We start from the raw sequence: 17,099 nt of genomic DNA on the forward strand, positions 1-17,099 counted from the left end.
TTAACGCCAGAATGTCGCACCCCACGATGCGGCATTCCAGGCGGGTTTGGTTTGTATGATCTTGGGGGTCCCCGAATACCGGCCTGCCGGCTGCGATCTCAGAATCCTGCAAGCACCGCCTTGCCCTTCATCCTGCCGCTTTCGACCATGGCATGCGCCGTCTTTAGGTTTGCCGCATTGATCGGCCCGACGATCTCCGAAAGCGTGGTGCGGATCTTTCCGCCGTCGATGAGCTCGGAAATCTTGTTCAGCAGCTTGTGCTGCTCGATCATGTCGGGCGTGCCGTAGAGCGGGCGGGTGAACATCAGCTCCCAATGGACAGAGACGGCCTTGCGCTTGAAGGGTACGATATCGAGCGTCTTCGGATCGTCGATCAGCGCGAAGCGGCCCTGCGGCGCAATCGCTTCGACGATGTCGCCGATATGACTGTCGGTATTGGTGGTCGAGAATATGAATCCCGGCGCGCCGATGCCGAGAGCCGCCACCTGCGGCGCAATCGGCCTGGAATGGTCGACGACATGATGCGCGCCGAGTTCCTTCACCCAGTCCTGCGTTTCCGGCCGCGACGCCGTGGCGATCACCGTCAGATCGGTCAATGCCCGGGCGATCTGAATAGCGATCGAGCCGACGCCGCCGGCGCCGCCGATGATCAGGATGGAGCGTCCCGCTCCCGAAACCGCGTCCTGCACCTTCAGCCGGTCGAATAGCGCTTCGTAGGCCGTGATCGAGGTCAGCGGCAGGGCGGCCGCGGCCGCGAAACCGAGGCTCTTCGGTTTGGCGCCGACGATACGCTCGTCGACGAGATGGAATTCGGCATTGCTGCCCGGGCGGCTGATGACGCCGGAGTAAAACACTTCGTCGCCCGGCCTGAACAGGGTGACATCGGCGCCGATGGCCTTGACGATGCCGGCGGCATCCCAGCCGAGCACCTTGAGTTCGTCTGCGGGCGGCGCGGAATGGGCGCGCACCTTCACGTCGACGGGATTGACCGAAACGGCTTTGATCTCGACGAGCAGATCGTGGCCCCTGGCCTCCGGCATCGGCAGCTCGACATCGATCAGCGAGGTTTCGGCGGAGATCGGCTGGGGCGTTTTATAGGCGACGGCGCGCATGGGAAACTCCTGTGTTCGTTGCACGGAAGCTAGATGCGCATTATGTTCTAACAACGCAAGAATGCACAAATTCTGTACGTAGTACCCAAAAGGATACTGTAAAATGTCATTGCCGCGCGCCAAACTCGTCAAGAATTTCCCTGGCTGCCCGGTCGAAGCGACGCTGACCTACCTCGACGGGAAGTGGAAAGGCGTGATCCTCTTTCATCTGATGGAGGGAACCCTGCGCTTCAACGAATTGCGGCGTAAGCTCCCGGCCGTGACCCAGCGCATGCTGACCAAGCAGCTGCGTGAACTGGAAGAGTCCGGCCTTGTATCACGCACCGTCTATCCGGTCGTGCCGCCGAGGGTCGAATATGCAATGACGCCGCTCGGCATGACGCTGAAGCCTGTCATCCAGGCGTTGGCCGCTTGGGGTGACGATTATGTCTTCTGCAGCCCGGAAGGCCGCGAGCTGCGCTTGGCCTCAGACGGCCTGCGTGCTCCGGTCGCGGCGCTCAAGGCGTAGCGAGGCTGCAAAGACGAAGAGGCCGAGGAAGGATAGTGCTGCACCGACATAGCCGGTCGCCGCAAAACCATAACCCCCGGCGATGACGAGGCCGCCGAGCCAGGCGCCGATCGCATTGGCGATGTTGAAGGCGGAATGGTTGGAAGCGGCCGCAAGCGTCTGCGCGTCGGCGGCGACATCCATCAGCCGCGTCTGCAGCGCCGGTCCAGCAGCAAAACCGCAGCCGACGAGGAAGACGCAAAGGCCGAGCATATAGGGATTGGCGGCGGTCAGCGAGAAAGTGGTCAGCACGACGACATTATAGATCAGCGACCCGCCGATCGTGCCGAGCAGCGATTTGTCGGCGAGCCACGAACCGATGAAATTGCCCGCATTCATGCCGACACCGAAGAGGACCAGCATGATCGGAACGGCCGTCTCCGGCAGCATCGCCACCTCAGTCGTTGTCGAGGCGATATAGCTGAACATCGCGAACATGCCGCCGTAACCGACGGCGGCGATGCCGAGCGTCAGCCACACCTGCGGCCGGCGGAAAGCGCCGAGTTCGCGCAGGAAGCCCGCGTCCTCGGAAACCCTGTCCTTTGGAACGTAGAACCAGATCAGCGCCACCGTTAGCAGGCCGAGCACGCCGACCGAGAAAAACGCCACCTGCCAGTCGAGCGACTGACCGAAGAAGGTCGTCAACGGCGTGCCGAGAAGTGTCGCAACGGTCAGGCCGAGCATGACGCGGCCGACGGCGCGGGCGCGGCGATGCACCGGCACCATTGAGGCGGCGACAAGGGCCGCGACGCCGAAATAAGCGCCATGCGGCAGGCCGCTGACAAAGCGCAGCAGCGTGAAGCTTTCGAAGGTCGGCGCCATGGCACTTGATATATTGCCGGCGGCAAAGATCAGCATCAGCATTAAAAGCAGCGTGCGGCGCGCCATCTTCGCAGCGAGCACGGCAATAACAGGTGCGCCGACGACGACTCCGAGCGCATAGGCGCTGATGACGTAGCCGGCTTGCGGCGTGGTGACCGAGAAGGTTTCGGCGACATTGGGCAGCAATCCCATGATTGCGAATTCGCCGGTGCCGATGCCGAAGCCGCCGCAGGCGAGCGCCAACTGGACCAGCGCCACGGTCATTGCCGACGGCAGCTCTTCATCCAGGCTATCGATGGAAATATTGGCGGCAATCTCACTCACGAGAGCTCCTCGAGGCGGTTTCTGCTTGGCAATGGCCCCTGGCGCAGGCGCAGCGGCAAGCCGATCGGTGGAAATGGCGGGAGGTGGAGACGATGTCTCCGATAGACCATCTATCCGTGAGCTCTCGGCTGCCGTCGAGTGCATTTTTTGCAGTGCAGCGTCCTGCTATGTGCATACGTCTATTGCAATTTTTGCACTTCTGTCCTTTGTGAGGAAAGAAGGCTGCGCTTGAAATCGGCGATACCGCAACCATCTCAGGGCAAGGCAGGAGCATTTCCGCGCCAGAGACGGGAGCTCTTATGAAGCTTGTAGGCTTTTTCAATCGCGACGGCGGGACCTTCAAGACCACCGACATGCTGGCCTATGAAAAAAGGGCGGAGGCGGCTTTCCGCGAAGCGGGGCACGATTTTGACGCCATCGTCTTCTCAGGAAAGGAAATCGTTCCCGCCATGGAGCGGGCTGCCAAGCGCGACGATATCGACGGTATCGTTGCCGGCGGTGGTGACGGCACGATTTCGGCGGCGGCATCGATTGCCTGGAAAAACGGCATTGCGCTCGGCGTCGTGCCGGCCGGCACGATGAACCTCTTTGCCCGCTCGCTGCGTGTGCCGCTCGATATCTGGCAGGCGCTCGATGTGCTTGCCTCTGGCGAGGTCGACAATGTCGATATCGCCAGCGCCAACGGCCGGCCCTTCATCCACCAGTTTTCCGCCGGCCTGCATGCCCGCATGGTGCGTTACCGCAACGCCTACAGCTATCGTTCCCGGCTGGGCAAGATCCGGGCGAGTACGAAGGCTGCCTTGGGCGTCATCTTCAACCCGCCGGAATTCGAGGTCGAGTTCGAGGCGATCGGCATGCGCGAGCGCCGCAGGGTGTCGGCGATATCAGTCTCTAACAATCCCTTCGGAGAGAACGCGCTGCTTTACGCCGATAATTTGAGAAGCGGCGAACTCGGCTTTTACACGGCAAATCCGCTGAAGCCGCTTGGTGTCGCCCGCCTCGCCATCGACATGCTGCGCGGCAAGGTCCGCGAGAATGCCGATGTCATGGTGATGCACCCGGCCGAAGTGCACCTGCATTTCCCGAAACTGCGCTCCAAGGCCAATTGCGTCATGGACGGCGAGTTGCTGCCGCTCGAACGCGACGTCTCGATCCGGCTGCATCCGGGCGAATTGAAGGTTCTCGTCAAGCAGGGTCTCGCCGCCCAGGTGAATGCGGACGAACGCCGCGAGCCCGCTGCGTAAGTCGGCCGCCGCGTAATTTCAGAGCCGCGGCAGATAGGTGCGGTAGTCGAAATCCGAAACGGTGCGCAGATGCGCAAGCGCTTCCTTGCGCTTGGTGTCGCCATAGAGCGCCTGATAGCGCGCGCCGAAGATATCGGCGATGAACGGCGAGGTGCGGAAGGTCTCGACGGCGCTGAGGAAATCATGCGTCAGTCGCGCCGTATTCGCAGGTGTGTGCGATGGCGTCGTCTCCTCACCGGGGTCGAGGTCGCCGTCGAGACCGGTGAGCATGCCGCCGAGGATCGCTGCCAGCAGCAGATAGGGATTGGCGTCGGCGCCGGCGACGCGGTGCTCGATGCGTGCGGCCGGCCCATCCTTGTCGGGGATGCGGATCGCCGTGCCGCGATGGCCGCTTCCCCAGGTCAGATCGACAGGCGCAAACGAGCCCGGCTGGAAGCGGCGGTAGGAATTGGCGAAGGGGGCGAAGATCAGCTGCGCCGCGCGCATGGAGTCGAGCAGGCCTGCTATCGCCGATTTGAGCATCTTCGGCTCGCCGCCCTTGGCATCGAGGATGTTGCGGCCTTGTCCGTCGATGATACTCGCATGCACATGCAGGCCGGAGCCGGCATGTTCGGAATAGGGTTTGGCCATGCAGGTCGATTTCAGCCCGTGCCGGCGCGCCGCCTGTTCGGCGATGCGCTTGAGATAGAGGCAATCGTCGGCGGCTGCCAGCGCGTCCGCGCGGTGCAGCAGGTTGACCTCGAACTGGCCCGGACCGAATTCCGCTGTCGTCGCATCCGCCGGCAGGTCCTGCGCTCTCGCATAGGCCCTCAGCGTCTGCAAATAGCCGTCGAGCGCGTCGACGACGCTCATGTCGTAGAGCTGAAAACCGTTCGGTTCGCCGCGAAAGGTGAGGCTTTCGGGCGGGCAGGGGCGTCCGGTTTCGCGCCAGTCTCCCGACATCACGTAAAATTCCAGCTCGGTGGCGACGACGGGCGTCAGCCCGCGCGCCGCATAGCGCTCCAGCACCGAAGCGAGGATGGCGCGCGGATCCATGAAGCTCGGGCTCCCTTCGAATTCGTGCATGGTGGCGAGCACCTGCATCGAGCCCTCGGGCGCCCAAGGCATCGGCGCCAAGCTGCGCCGGTCGGGGACGACCTTGCCGTCAGGATCGCCGATCGTCAGTGACAGGCCGGTGATATCGTCATTGTCGTCACCCCAGATGTCGAGCGATTGCGTCGAGGTCGGCAGGCGGATGTCCCCGGCCCAGACCTTGGCTTCGGCGCCGGGTGGAAGCTGTTTGCCGCGCAGGTCGCCGTTCATGCCGACGATCAGGATCTCGAAGCGCGGATCGCCGCCGTCGGCCTTGCCGTCCATCCTGTCGCTTGCCATGACCTTGAAAATCCTCCGGGACAAGGCCAAGCTCCTATCTCATCGACATCAGCCTTTCAATCCGCGAGGGTCTTTACCACCATGCCCGATACTTACCCACCTTCGAACCTCGCCGCGATCGACGCTGCGCACCACCTGCATCCGTTCGCCGACATGAAGAAGCTGAATGCCGAGGGCGCGCGTATCATCCAGCGCGGCGAGGGCGTCTACATCTTCGACAATCACGGCAGGAAATATCTCGATGGTTTCGCCGGCCTCTGGTGCGTCAATATTGGCTATGGCCGCCGCGAGATTGCCGATGCCGCCACCAGGCAGATGAACGAGCTGCCCTACTACAACACCTTCTTCGGCACGACCTCGACGTCTGCGACGCTGCTGGCGCAGAAGGTCACCTCCCATGCCGGGGAACGGTTCAACCATATCTTCTTCACCGGCTCCGGCTCGGAGGCGAACGACACCTGGTTCCGCATGGCCCGCGTCTACTGGAGCGCCATCGGCAAACCGTCGAAGAAGATCGTCATATCGAGAAGGAACGGCTATCACGGTTCGACCGTCGCCGGCGCCAGCCTCGGCGGCATGAAATACATGCATGAGCAGGGCGATCTGCCGATCCCTGGAATCGTCCATATCGGCCAGCCCTATTGGTACGGCGAGGGCGGCGATCTCTCACCCGCCGAATTCGGTCTCAAGGTTGCCCGCGAGCTCGAAGCGAAGATCGACGAACTCGGCGAGGAGAATGTCGCCGCCTTCGTCGCCGAACCCGTGCAGGGGGCTGCCGGCGTCATCATCCCGCCCGAGACCTACTGGCCGGAGATCGACCGCATCTGCAAGGCGCGCAATATCCTGCTGGTGACCGACGAGGTAATCTGCGGTTTCGGCCGTCTGGGCGCCTGGTTCGGCCACCAGTATTTCGGCGTCGAGCCCGATCTGGCGCCGATCGCCAAGGGGCTTTCCTCCGGCTACCTGCCGATCGGCGGCGTACTCGTCAGCGACCGCATCGCCGATGTGCTGATCAACGATGTCGGCGACTTCAACCACGGTTTCACCTATTCCGGCCACCCGGTCTGCGCTGCCGCAGCCCTCGAAAACCTGCGCATCATCGAAGAGGAAAGACTGGTCGAGCGCGTGCGCGACGATATCGGCCCCTATTTCGGCAGGGCCTGGGCAGAGCTCGCAGACCATGATCTGGTCGGCGAAGCCGCCAGCATCGGCCTGATGGGCGGACTGCAGCTTGCCGCCGAGAAGAGCACGCGCGCTCGTTATGCCAAGCCCGATCAGGTCGGTGCGCTGGTGCGCAACCACGCGCTGGCGAACGGTCTCGTGCTGCGCGCCACCGGCGACCGCATGCTCGCCTCGCCGCCGCTCGTCATCAGCCACGCCGAGGTGGACGAGATGGCGAGGATCACCAGGCTGGCGCTCGATTTGGCCTGGAAGGAACTGAAATCCTGATTGCGCTCAGCCCAGCTAGCTGGGCCTAAAGCTCGAAATCCTGCGACTTGATATCCTCGGCGCCATGCTTGACACGTAGGACAACGATGCGGTCGTGATAGGAGCGGTAGTAGATGCAGCGGTTCCGGTAGGGCAGGCCGCGCAGGCCTTCCGCAATGTGGTCGCGTGGAGATCCGGTGAAGTCCACTTCGGCGATCCAGGCGATCTTCGCGGTCAGGTCGGCCAGAAACTCATGCGCGTAGTGGGGGCTGCTCTCGGCGATATAGCGTCGAATATTCCGCAGATCCTCAATGGCGGATGGAGCGATAATCAGGCGTTTCGGTTTGATGGCCTTAGCTTTCGTTCATGACGTCTTTGAGGAACTCCGCGCCGGTAGCGTATTCCTTGCCGAGGCCGGCTTCGATCTCGGCATCCGCCGCCTGAATATCCTTACGCAGCACCTGCATTTTCAGCTCGTGGTCGGCGAGCATACGGATGCCTGCCCGCACGGCCTCGGTTTCGGTGCCGAACCGGCCATTGCGGACAAGATCCGATAGAATCCCGTCATAGGTATCGCCAAGGGAAAAGGTTTTTGCCCGTGCCATGTAAATTTACTCCCTGCTCTTAGTGTATGACAAATACAATACTTTTACAATATTCGAGCATGCTGGATATGGCCAACGAGCTAATGGCTCAGCGCCTCCGAGCACAGTGAATGAGATAGCGAGGATCACGAAACTGGCGCTGGATTTGGCCTGGAAGGAGCTGAAATCCTGATTGTGCTCAGCCCGGCTGGTTGACCCAAGCATAGCCGAAACGGTAGCGGTCGTCGCCGCGCCCATAGAGATAGGGCACGTCGATCACCGACGCCTGCGGTGCGGACACGCCGAGATGGGTCTGCAGCCATTCAGCCATATCAGGCGGAAGAGCTTCGCTTCCCCCCCTCTGCGGGAGGAACCACACCAGGAGAAGTGGTCGCCGGCCGGTAAGATCCGGGTGGAAGCCAGGATAATCCACCGAGAGGATCGGCACGCCGGGAATATCCTGCCTGAGATTGCCGGCGAGCAGGCTGTCCCCGGCAAGGATCGCCGCCGGTTCGGCCTGTTTGCGCAAGGTTTCCAGCATTCCGGCATAAGGCCTGTTCAGCCGCTCGTAATGACCGGTGATACGTGCCGCCGCGACGCTGCCGTAAAGGGCCGCCGGCACGCCGATCATGATGACGGCGACGATGGGCATGAAACGCCTGAACGCCCTGTCTGTCGCGACGCCCACTGCCTCGATCTTCAGGCAGAAATAGAGCGGCAGGATGAAGAGCATCGGCACCAGCCAGCGATCCTTGATGCCGGCCGCGCCGCCGAAGACGATCAGAAGCAGAATGCCGGCGAGGAAGACGAGCATCATCCGCTCGAACAGCCGCGTCCATTCCGAACCGGCGGTCAGCGCCGGACGAAGGCTCTTGCCGAAGACGATCGCGAACACCGCCACAGTCAATCCGGCAAAGCTGATGATGGCGAGAGCCAGAGAACTGACGCCCATGGCCACCTGCGTGAGATAGCTCGCATGGCCGCTCGCGGTCATCTTCTCCAGGGTGCGTGCGGTGGCGAAATCGAGATTGTCCTTCAGCCAGAAGAGATGCGGCAGGATGATGACGAGCGCTACCGCCGCCGTCAGCACCAGCCGCCAGTCGAAGATCCGCGGCCGCAGGCGCGCATCCGAAAGCGCGGCAATCAGGGCGGCCGCCGGCAGGATCGCGAAATTATATTTAGCAAGCAGGCCGAAACCGATGCCGATGCCGGCGATGAGATAGGAGGCAAGGCTCGGCTGCTTCAGGCTGCGGATGAAGCCGTAGAAGAAGATGCTGGCCGAGAAGAACACGGCGACCGTGTGCGTCAGGTCGCGCTGCATCTCGAAAGCCATCTGCGGGATGGTCAGCAGTCCGAGCGTGGCGATCGCCACCAGCGCCTTGTCGCGCAGGATAAGCCGCGCGGTCAGGCTGTAGAGCACGTAGGAGCTGAACAGCAGTAGGTTCTTCACCACCGAAAGGGCGGTTAGCGAGACGCCGGCGAACTGGAAGACGGTGTATTGCAGCCAGTTGTAGAAGGGCGGCTGCGGGCCGTAGCCGGCGGCAAGCCATTGCGAGCGGAAGGCCTGTTCGGCTTCGTCGAGATCGAGAGAATGCGAGGTTGCGAGCCGCACGCCGACCTGAAGCACGAAATAGGCCGCCAGCAGGACAAAGATCCAACTCAGGCCGCGACGGTTGCTCTCGGTCATTCTATTTGCTCTCCGGCCGAACCCAGGCGTAGCCGAGCGCGAAATTGTCGCCCTGGCGGCCGAAGTAATAGGGAAGCGACAGCGAGCCGATCTCCTGCAGCGCGATATCAGCCGCCGTCAGCGCCGAAGAAAAACGCTCCGGCATCACCGCATCGGCAGCCGTCGCCGTCTTCTTGCCGCGCCAGACGATCAGCACCGGCCCCTTGGCCTCGGCATAGGCCGGAATGCCCGGTGCCGGAAAATCCGGGATCACCACCGGCACATCGGGAAATTGCAGCCGCATGTTTCCGCCGATATAGGTGTCGGAAGCGATCACCAGCGCCGGTTGTGCCTGTTGCGTCATCTCGCGCGAAAAACCCGCCATCGGCACATTCGGCCGGCTGTAAGTGCCGATCAGCCCGGCGCCGACGACGCGGAAGCCGAGTGCGATCAGCACGCAGGCCATCAGCACCGGCAACACCGGCCGGAAGCGGCGCAGCCCGGCGGAAAGGTCGAGCCCGGCCGCCTGCATCTTCGCCAGGAAATAGATCGGCAGCACTAGCAGGAAGGGGTCGAGCCAGCGCTCGCGCACCGTGGTAGAGCCGGTGAACAGCACGATCAGAACGATGCCGGCAAGACTTGCGAGCATCATCCGCTCCATCATCGCAGTCCAGCGGTTGCCCGCCGAAAGCGCCCGGACAAAATCCCGGCGGAAGGTGGCGGCGAAGATAGTGACCGGCAGCGCCGCAAAGGCGATGATGGCGACGAGAAAGGCGAGAAGGCCTTTGCCGATCCGCACTGCGCCGGCGGGTTCGCTGCCGGCGGCCATCTTGACCAGAGTGTCGGAGGAGGCGAATGCGAGATTGCCCTGCAGCCAGATCGCGTGCGGCAGGATGATGACGAGCGCAACAGCGATCGCTGCCAGCATGCGCCAGTCGAGCGCCCGGCGCCGCCATTCGGCATCGGGCAGGATGGCGATCAAGGCGACGACAGGCATCAGGGCGAAATTATATTTCGAGATCAGCCCGATGCCGGTCGCAAGCCCGAGCAGCAGGTAGCTCGCCATATCGGGCCGGTCGAGCGTGCGGAAGAAGCCGTAGAGAAACAGCGAACTGGCAAAGAGCAGCGCCGTCGTGTGGGTCAGATCCTGCTGGGCCATGTAGGAGACCTGGGGCAGGGTGATCAGCGCCAGCATGCCGACGGCGGCAAGCGCCTCGTCCTTCAGCGCGCGCCGCCCGGCAAGGCCATAGAAGAGATAGGATAGGAACAGCAGGATGTTTTTCGGAACGATCAGCGCGCCGATCGACATGCCCGTCACCGAAACGACGGCATATTGCATCCAGTTGTAGAAGGGCGGCTGCGGGCCGTAGCCGGCCAGCAGATATTGCGAGAAGAAGGATTGCTCGGCCTCGTCGAGCTCCAGCGAATGCGGAAGCGCGATGCGCAGCGCGATGTTGAGCACGAAATAGGCTGCAAGCAGCAGGCCCGCGGTTCTGATCGTCCTCGTCGCGCGCTCCAGCATCGTGCTGCCGGCTTAGGCTTGGCTTTGATCGTCGAAGATCTGCCGCACGATATAATTCGGAGAGGCATCGTCGCGGTAATAGGTGCGCGCGATCATTTCCGCCAGGATGCCGGTGGTGATCATCTGTACCGACGACAGCAGCAGCACGACGCCGACCATCAGCATCGGTCGCGTGCCGATGTCGTTGCCCAGGATGAATTTGTCGAAGCCGAGATAGAGCAGGATCAGCATGGCGAGCGCGCCGAGGCCGAGACCCAGCGAACCGAAGAAATGCCCCGGCCGCGCCTTGTAGCGCATGAAGAACATCACCGACAGCAGATCGAGGATGACGCGGAAGGTGCGCGAAATGCCGTATTTCGAAACGCCGTGCTCCCGGGCATGGTGGGTGACGGCCATCTCGCCGATGCGCGAGCTCGGGACGACACCGGCGACCCAGGCGGGGATGAAGCGGTGCATCTCGCCCATCAGCTTCACCTGCTTGATGATCGAGGCACGGTAGATCTTCAGGCTGCAGCCGTAATCATGCAGCTTGACGCCGGTGATGCGGCCGATCAGGTAGTTGGCGCACCAGGAGGGGATCTTGCGCAGGAACAGGCCGTCTTTGCGGTTCTTGCGCCAGCCGACCAAGAGGTCGAGTTCACGCCGTTCCAGCTCGGAGACCATCGAAGGAATGTCCTTCGGGTCGTTCTGCAGGTCGCCGTCCATCGTCGCGATCAGGCGGCCACGGGCGGTATCGATGCCGGCCTGCATGGCGGCTGTCTGGCCGAAGTTGCGCTGCAGCTCGACGATCCTGAGCGCCAGCCCCTCGCGTCCCACATACTTGCGGGCGTTGACGAGCGTCGCATCCGTGCTGCCGTCGTCGACGAGGATCAGCTCCCAGCGATGGGGGTAGCTAACCATCGCAGCCGCGACGCGCTCGACAAGCGGGCCGACGCTTTGCTCTTCGTTGAAGATGGGCACGACCAGCGACAGTTCGAGCGATTGTACCGGATCATTCGTACCGCGAATGGGCTCTACGGTTGTCTGCAACTTTCATCTCCAAAAGGCCGGACGGCCGAGCAATCTTTACTGCTGCCGCCGCACTTGCGGAAGGCTACTACATGAAGTGTCCGCCGGTTGCCAGCGGGCAATGCCGGTTTCCCGCAATCGGCTGATCTGCCGGGGCGCTATTTCGCGCCGCCGTCCACCCAGGAGTAACCAATGGAGAAGCTGCGTTTGCCGTCGCCGAAGAGATAGGGCAGCGTCAGCGTCTTCAACTCTGGCAGATGAATGCCCGATTTGACGAGGTCATTGGCGAAGCCGGGGGAAATTGTTGGATCATCTGCGGTCTCGCCGCGCCAGATAACCAGCACCGGCCCCTTCGCGTCAGCATATTCGGGAACTCCGGGACCGGGGAAGAACGGGATCACGACGGGAACGTCGGGAAACTTTAGCCGCATGTTGCCGGCAACGAACTTGGTTCCCGCCACGATCAGAACCGGCTTGCGGGTCGCGGTCAATTCAGCAACGTAGCCGGAAAAGGGTACGTTCGTTCTCGTATAAGTGCCGATATATTGAATGCCGGCGATCCGGAAAAGAAGGATCGACAGGATGACGACCATGAAGACCGGCACCACCGGCCGGAAGCGCGCAAGACCGGCGGAAAGATCGAGGTCTGCGGTTTCCAGTTTCAGGAACAGATAGATCAGCAGGACGAGCAGGCATGGGTCGAGCCAGCGCTCGTGGATATCGCTCGCGCCGGCGAAGAGGATCACGCCGACGAAGGCGAGCAGGCTGATGACCATCATCCGCTCGATCACCCGGATCATCGGGCTGGAAGAGGAGAGCGCGCGAAAGAAGTTGCGCCGGAAGGCGGCCGCGATCAGAACGATCGGCAATGCGACGAAGCCGAGGACGGCGATGACGAGAGACAGCAGTCCTTGCCCGATGCGGGGGAGGCCGGCCGGGGCCAGGTGTTCGGCAGTCATCCGCTCCAGCGTCGGCGCAGAGGCGCTGGCAAGATTGTCAGGCAGCCAGAGCGCATGCGGCAGCACGATCAGAATGGCAAGGACGGCGGCCGGCAGCAAACGCCAGTCGATGAGCCGGCTGCGCCATTCCCGCTCTGGCAGCACGGCGACGAGAGCAGCAAATGGCAGGATGGCGAAATTATACTTCGAGATGAGCCCGATGCCCGTGGCGATGCCGATGAGGAGATAGCTCCCGATCGTCGGCTGGCGCAGCGTGCGGAAAAAACCGAAGAGGAAGAGCGAGGTCGCAAACAGCAGGGCAACCGTATGGGTCAGTTCGCGCTGCGCCATCAGGCCGACCTGCGGCAGAGTAATCAGGCTCAACATGGCGACGGCTGCGAGCGAACGGCTCTTCAGTACCTCGCGGGCAGCAAGCCCGTAGAAGAGATAACAGCCGAAGAGGATGATGTTCTTGGGCACCGAGAGCACCCACATCGATATGCCGGTCACCGAAACGATGGCATATTGGATCCAGTTGTAGAAGGGCGGCTGCGGGCCGTAGCCGGCAAGCAGGTATTGCGAGTAGAAGGATTGCTCCGCCTCGTCGAGATCGAGCGTATGCGGCAAGGCGATGCGAAGCGCGATGTTCAGCAGGAAATAGCCTGCCAGAAAAATACTTGCGCTCGTAATGCTTTTGGTAATCCGCTCCAACATCGTCTCCACGTCAAGCCGGCAAGGCGCCGTCACGGCGCTCGGATCGTCGGCGTGGAAGCCTGTTCGCCACCGCCGCCATCAACTCCGCCGTTGTGCGCAACCTTCATTTCTCCTAAAAGGCCTGGCGACGGAACCGCTGCCTATGCCGAAGCCAAGCGAGGAATGCCTACTACATGAAGAGTTCGATCGTTGAAAGCCGGCAATCCTGGTTTATGCGCAATCGCATGACCGTTCTGACGGTCGTCATCGTCGCAGCCTATGGCCTCTTCATCCAATGGTTCTGGGGTTGGCCTGTTATCATCAGGCAGTGGGCCGATGTCGGCGCGGGTCCGGTGATCGGTGCGCTGGTGCTGCTGACGAGCACCTATTTCCTGCGCACCTGGCGCATCTATGATTATTTTCCGAAGGAAACGGCTGGCCGGTTCGCGGTCCTCTTCCGCGTCACGCAGATCCACAACCTGTTGAACATCATGCTGCCCTTCCGCACCGGCGAGACCAGCTTTCCGCTCTTGATGCGCACCGAATTCGGCATTCCTCTGACGCGCGGAACCTCGGCGCTGTTCGTCATGCGGCTGCTTGATCTGCACGCCCTTCTGGCCGCCGCCGGCATCGGTTTTGCCGTCGCTTCGGCCGATGCGGCTGTTGCCTGGTCGCTCTGGACGGTCTTCCTGTTGCTGCCGGTCGCGGCTTTCGCCGCCCGCAAGCCGCTGCTGCGCCTGGCCGCCAGACTGCTGCCGAAGAAGGCGCAGAAATTCGTCGCCGAGATCGAAAACGGCTTGCCGCTCGATGCCATCACCTTTGCGCGCGCCTGGGCGATGACCATCGTCAATTGGCTGGTGAAGGTGATGGTGCTGGCCTGGGCGCTCGGCCTGATGGGTGTGCTGCCGATGGCCGCAAGTTTCGGCGGCGCGCTCGGCGGCGAGCTCTCCTCCGTGCTGCCGATGCATGCGCCAGGCGGCGTCGGCACTTATCCGGCCGGCATCACGGCCGGCGCCATCGCCTTGGGCGCCTCAAGCGAGCGGCTGGCCCTGGCCGCGCTGGCGCAGGCAAGCGTCAATGCCCACCTGCTGATCATCGTCTCGGCACTGACAGGCACGGCGATTTCACTGCCGCTCGGGCGTCGCGGCAAGCTCTGAAATCCGTTTTCTCAAAAACGCCTGCTCCGGCTCCTGCCGGCAGAGAGACAGCGCCGTTTCATAGGCCGCGATAGCCTCATCGGTCCGGCCGAGACGGCGCAGGAAATCCGCACGCGCCGAATGGGCGAGGTGATAGGCCTGCAACTCCCGGCGTGCCAGAATGGCATCGACCAGTTCCAGCCCCTTTGCAGGCCCTTCCGCCATCGCAATCGCCACGGCACGGTTGAGCTCGACAATCGGGGAGGGCTGCGCCGCCAGAAGCAGATCGTAATAGAAAGCGATCCGCCGCCAGTCGGTCTCTTCGGCAGCCGGCGCTCGGGCATGCTCGGCAGCGATCGCCGCTTGCAGCGTATAGGTGCCGATCTCTCCCGCCCGCATCGCTTCCGTGAGCAGCGCGAGGCCTTCGGTAATCTTTGCATGATCCCAGAGCGAGCGGTCCTGATCGGCAAGCAGCACCAGCGATCCCTGCTCGCCGCGGCGGGCGGTGCGGCGGGAATCCTGCAACAGCATCAGCGCCAGCAGGCCGCAGACGTCGGGATGCGGCAGCAGCGTCAGTAGCAGCCGCGCCAGCCGAATCGCCTCCGCCGTCAGGTCGGCGCGGACCACCTCCTCGCCGGAGGAGGCCGAATAACCTTCATTGAAGACGAGATAGATGACGTGCAGCACCCGGTCGAGCCGCGGCGGCAGTGCCTCGCGGCCGGGCACCTCGTAGGGGATCTTTGCCGCCCGGATCCTGCTCTTGGCGCGCACGATCCGCTGGGCGACCGTCGGCGCTGGAATGAGGAAGGCATGGGCGATCTCTTCGGTGGTCAGCCCGCAGATTTCCCGGAGCGCCATCGCCATCTGCGCATCGGCGGGAATAACAGGATGGCAGCAGGTGAAGATCAGCCGCAGCATGTCGTCCTCGATCGGTTCCATGTCGCCGATCTCCGTTGCATCGGGCGTGTAGAGGCTGTCCTCGATATGATGCTGCGAAGCATCGAAACGCGCCCGCCGCCGGATCGTGTCGATCGCCTTGAAGCGCCCGGTGGAAACAAGCCAGGAAACTGGATTGCCGGGAATACCGTCCGTCGGCCATGTCCGCGCGGCCGCGGCAAAGGCGTCGTGAAGCGCTTCCTCCGCCCGGTCGAAATCGCCGAGCAGGCGGATCAGCGTCGCCAGCACCCGGCGCGACTGCGTCCGATAGATTTCCTCGATCACGCTTTCCAACGGCGCACCTCAGTCCGGCAAGGTTAGCATCCGCACGGGCCTCAGTTCGACCGCGCCGAAACGCGCCGACGGGATCCGTCCGGCAATTTCCCTGGCTTTCACCACATCCGGCGCTTCGATGACGTAGAAGCCGGCCAGATGCTCCTTCGTCTCGACATAGGGGCCGTCGGTGGCAGACAGTCTATTGTTTCGAACCTGCAGCACGATCGCCTTGTCCGGCATCTCAAGCGCATCGGCATGGATCATGATGCGGTCGCGGCGCAGCTCCTCGTCGAAGGCGAAATGCGCTTTGACGAGTTCATCGGTTTCATCAGGCGTCAGCGTCCCGTCCGTGTCGGCGCTGTTATAAATCAGGCAGATGTAGCGCATGGCTATTTCCCATCCTGGATGGCGTAAGTCGGGCGCACTTCGATTGAGCAATATTTGAGGATCGGAAAACTCGACGCGATCGTCTTCGCCTCCTCGATATTCTCGGCTTCGATCAGCACAAAACCACCGAGGTGCTCTTTGATTTCGGCAAATGGGCCATCGGTCGCAAAGGCTTCGCCATTGCGCAGGCGAACCGTGACCGCCGTTGACGGTTCATGCAAGGCGAGCGCCACCAGCAGATGACCGCTCTCGCGCCAGCGATTGTCGCTGGTGATGCACTCCTGTGTGAGCGCATCCCATTCGGTCTGAGGGACCAGCTTGCTTTTTTCCGTGTCGAACCAGATCTGGCATAGAAATTTCATTGGTCTCTCCTCATTTAGCTCCGAATTCGTGGATTGGCCGCACCTCGATCGCGCCGAGCCTGGCGAGCGGGATGCCTGACGCAATGCGGATCGCTTCGTTGAGATCCTTTGCCTCGATCAGGATGAAGCCGCCGAGCGCCTCCTTCGTCTCGGCGAAGGGACCGTCGGTCACTGACATCTCGCCGTTGCGCACCCGCACGGTCACCGCCGATTTCGGCGGCTGCAGCGCCTGGGCGACGATCATATGCCCGCTTTCGACGAGGTCCTTGTCATAGTTCAAGGAATTGGTGTCGAGTTCTATCTTTTCCTCTTTCGTCATGGCGTCGAGTACCCCGCCATCGAACCAGACCTGACAGAGATATTTCATCGCGGCAGCCTCCTTGTGAGCGTCTCAATAACCCTGGACGACCGAGTTCCCTGCATTTCGACAGCGGCGGAAAAAATCTTTGTGCCGGCCGGCTGTCGAAATCGCAAGGCAGCACTCGACAAGGCTTCATCGAAACCTGTCGAGGAGAACGGAAATGAGCATTCTTGAAATCGCCCTGGCAAGCCAGATCTGGGCACGCCGTCGTGAGAAGCATCAGCTCGTACTCGACGATGCCGATGCGCTGAAGGTTCTTCTGCGCATCGCTTTCGTCGTCGTCGCCTTCACCCTACTGATATCAGGGCTGAACCTTGCCGCCGGCCGGCCGCAGATGCTGGCCGACGGTTCGGCGCCTGTCGTCACGGGCAGATGAGGAAAC

18 protein-coding genes are annotated in these 17,099 nt (G+C 62.3%); 5 read left to right on the forward strand and 13 right to left on the reverse strand.

Annotated elements, in window-relative coordinates:
* Nucleotides 1–98: 98 nt before the first annotated feature.
* The gene (locus AC2444_RS05400; RefSeq protein ID WP_012756738.1) at nt 99–1,112 is read right to left on the reverse strand and encodes a zinc-binding alcohol dehydrogenase family protein; all 1,014 of its coding nucleotides are present in this window, start codon (nt 1,110–1,112) and stop codon (nt 99–101) included.
* A gap of 103 nt (nt 1,113–1,215) precedes the next feature.
* On the opposite strand from AC2444_RS05400, the gene AC2444_RS05405 reads away from it, so the two are divergent.
* Nucleotides 1,216–1,620 carry a winged helix-turn-helix transcriptional regulator gene (locus AC2444_RS05405; protein WP_012756739.1) on the forward strand — a complete coding sequence of 135 codons (405 nt, stop codon included), beginning with the start codon at nt 1,216–1,218 and terminating at the stop codon, nt 1,618–1,620.
* On the opposite strand, the gene AC2444_RS05410 is transcribed toward AC2444_RS05405, so the two are convergent.
* Nucleotides 1,579–2,805, reverse strand: a complete 1,227-nt coding sequence (locus AC2444_RS05410) for an MFS transporter (RefSeq protein ID WP_128449110.1) — start codon at nt 2,803–2,805, stop codon at nt 1,579–1,581. The genes AC2444_RS05405 and AC2444_RS05410 overlap by 42 nt on opposite strands.
* Nucleotides 2,806–3,104: 299 nt before the next feature.
* On the opposite strand from AC2444_RS05410, the gene AC2444_RS05415 reads away from it, so the two are divergent.
* Nucleotides 3,105–4,049 carry a diacylglycerol/lipid kinase family protein gene (locus AC2444_RS05415; protein ID WP_012756741.1) on the forward strand — a complete coding sequence of 315 codons (945 nt, stop codon included), beginning with the start codon at nt 3,105–3,107 and terminating at the stop codon, nt 4,047–4,049.
* Nucleotides 4,050–4,067: 18 nt separating this feature from the next.
* On the opposite strand, the gene AC2444_RS05420 is transcribed toward AC2444_RS05415, so the two are convergent.
* Nucleotides 4,068–5,420, reverse strand: coding sequence for a glutamine synthetase family protein (locus AC2444_RS05420; protein WP_041935490.1), 1,353 nt, complete (start codon nt 5,418–5,420; stop codon nt 4,068–4,070).
* Between the two features lie 81 nt (nt 5,421–5,501).
* Between AC2444_RS05420 and AC2444_RS05425 the strand changes: the two genes are divergently transcribed.
* Nucleotides 5,502–6,869, forward strand: a complete 1,368-nt coding sequence (locus tag AC2444_RS05425) for an aspartate aminotransferase family protein (protein WP_012756743.1) — start codon at nt 5,502–5,504, stop codon at nt 6,867–6,869.
* Nucleotides 6,870–6,894: 25 nt separating this feature from the next.
* On the opposite strand, the gene AC2444_RS05430 is transcribed toward AC2444_RS05425, so the two are convergent.
* The 6 genes from AC2444_RS05430 to AC2444_RS05455 form a co-directional block, all read right to left on the reverse strand.
* Nucleotides 6,895–7,197 (reverse strand): type II toxin-antitoxin system RelE/ParE family toxin, encoded by a 303-nt coding sequence (locus tag AC2444_RS05430; RefSeq protein ID WP_080518538.1) that lies wholly within the window; start codon nt 7,195–7,197, stop codon nt 6,895–6,897.
* Nucleotides 7,198–7,201: 4 nt separating this feature from the next.
* Nucleotides 7,202–7,453, reverse strand: a complete 252-nt coding sequence (locus tag AC2444_RS05435) for a ribbon-helix-helix domain-containing protein (protein ID WP_012756745.1) — start codon at nt 7,451–7,453, stop codon at nt 7,202–7,204.
* 178 nt (nt 7,454–7,631) lie between these two features.
* Complete coding sequence (locus AC2444_RS05440; protein ID WP_012756746.1) at nt 7,632–9,119, reverse strand: ArnT family glycosyltransferase; 1,488 nt, start codon at nt 9,117–9,119, stop codon at nt 7,632–7,634.
* A gap of 1 nt (nt 9,120) precedes the next feature.
* Entirely contained in the window at nt 9,121–10,620 is a 1,500-nt protein-coding gene (locus tag AC2444_RS05445; RefSeq protein WP_012756747.1) for a glycosyltransferase family 39 protein, read from the reverse strand.
* Between the two features lie 12 nt (nt 10,621–10,632).
* Nucleotides 10,633–11,649, reverse strand: a complete 1,017-nt coding sequence (locus AC2444_RS05450; RefSeq protein WP_003546851.1) for a glycosyltransferase family 2 protein — start codon at nt 11,647–11,649, stop codon at nt 10,633–10,635.
* 137 nt (nt 11,650–11,786) lie between these two features.
* Nucleotides 11,787–13,280 (reverse strand): ArnT family glycosyltransferase, encoded by a 1,494-nt coding sequence (locus AC2444_RS05455; protein ID WP_041935491.1) that lies wholly within the window; start codon nt 13,278–13,280, stop codon nt 11,787–11,789.
* Nucleotides 13,281–13,453: 173 nt separating this feature from the next.
* On the opposite strand from AC2444_RS05455, the gene AC2444_RS05460 reads away from it, so the two are divergent.
* On the forward strand, nt 13,454–14,416 hold the full coding sequence (locus tag AC2444_RS05460) for a lysylphosphatidylglycerol synthase domain-containing protein (protein ID WP_012756749.1): 963 nt from the start codon (nt 13,454–13,456) through the stop codon (nt 14,414–14,416).
* Here AC2444_RS05460 and AC2444_RS05465 read toward each other — a convergent pair.
* From AC2444_RS05465 to AC2444_RS05480, 4 genes are read right to left on the reverse strand one after another with little or no spacing between them, the layout of a single operon-like run.
* Complete coding sequence (locus AC2444_RS05465; RefSeq protein ID WP_012756750.1) at nt 14,384–15,625, reverse strand: RNA polymerase sigma factor; 1,242 nt, start codon at nt 15,623–15,625, stop codon at nt 14,384–14,386. The genes AC2444_RS05460 and AC2444_RS05465 overlap by 33 nt on opposite strands.
* Nucleotides 15,626–15,634: 9 nt before the next feature.
* Nucleotides 15,635–15,994 (reverse strand): YciI family protein, encoded by a 360-nt coding sequence (locus AC2444_RS05470; RefSeq protein WP_012756751.1) that lies wholly within the window; start codon nt 15,992–15,994, stop codon nt 15,635–15,637.
* 2 nt (nt 15,995–15,996) lie between these two features.
* The gene (locus AC2444_RS05475) at nt 15,997–16,356 is read right to left on the reverse strand and encodes a YciI family protein (RefSeq protein WP_012756752.1); all 360 of its coding nucleotides are present in this window, start codon (nt 16,354–16,356) and stop codon (nt 15,997–15,999) included.
* A 10-nt stretch (nt 16,357–16,366) separates the two neighbouring features.
* Nucleotides 16,367–16,723: a YciI family protein gene (locus AC2444_RS05480; RefSeq protein WP_012756753.1), complete on the reverse strand. Its 357-nt coding sequence runs from the start codon at nt 16,721–16,723 to the stop codon at nt 16,367–16,369.
* A gap of 154 nt (nt 16,724–16,877) precedes the next feature.
* Between AC2444_RS05480 and AC2444_RS05485 the strand changes: the two genes are divergently transcribed.
* Complete coding sequence (locus tag AC2444_RS05485) at nt 16,878–17,093, forward strand: hypothetical protein (protein ID WP_012756754.1); 216 nt, start codon at nt 16,878–16,880, stop codon at nt 17,091–17,093.
* Nucleotides 17,094–17,099 lie beyond the last annotated feature (6 nt).

This window comes from Rhizobium sp. WSM1328 (genome assembly GCF_057653715.1).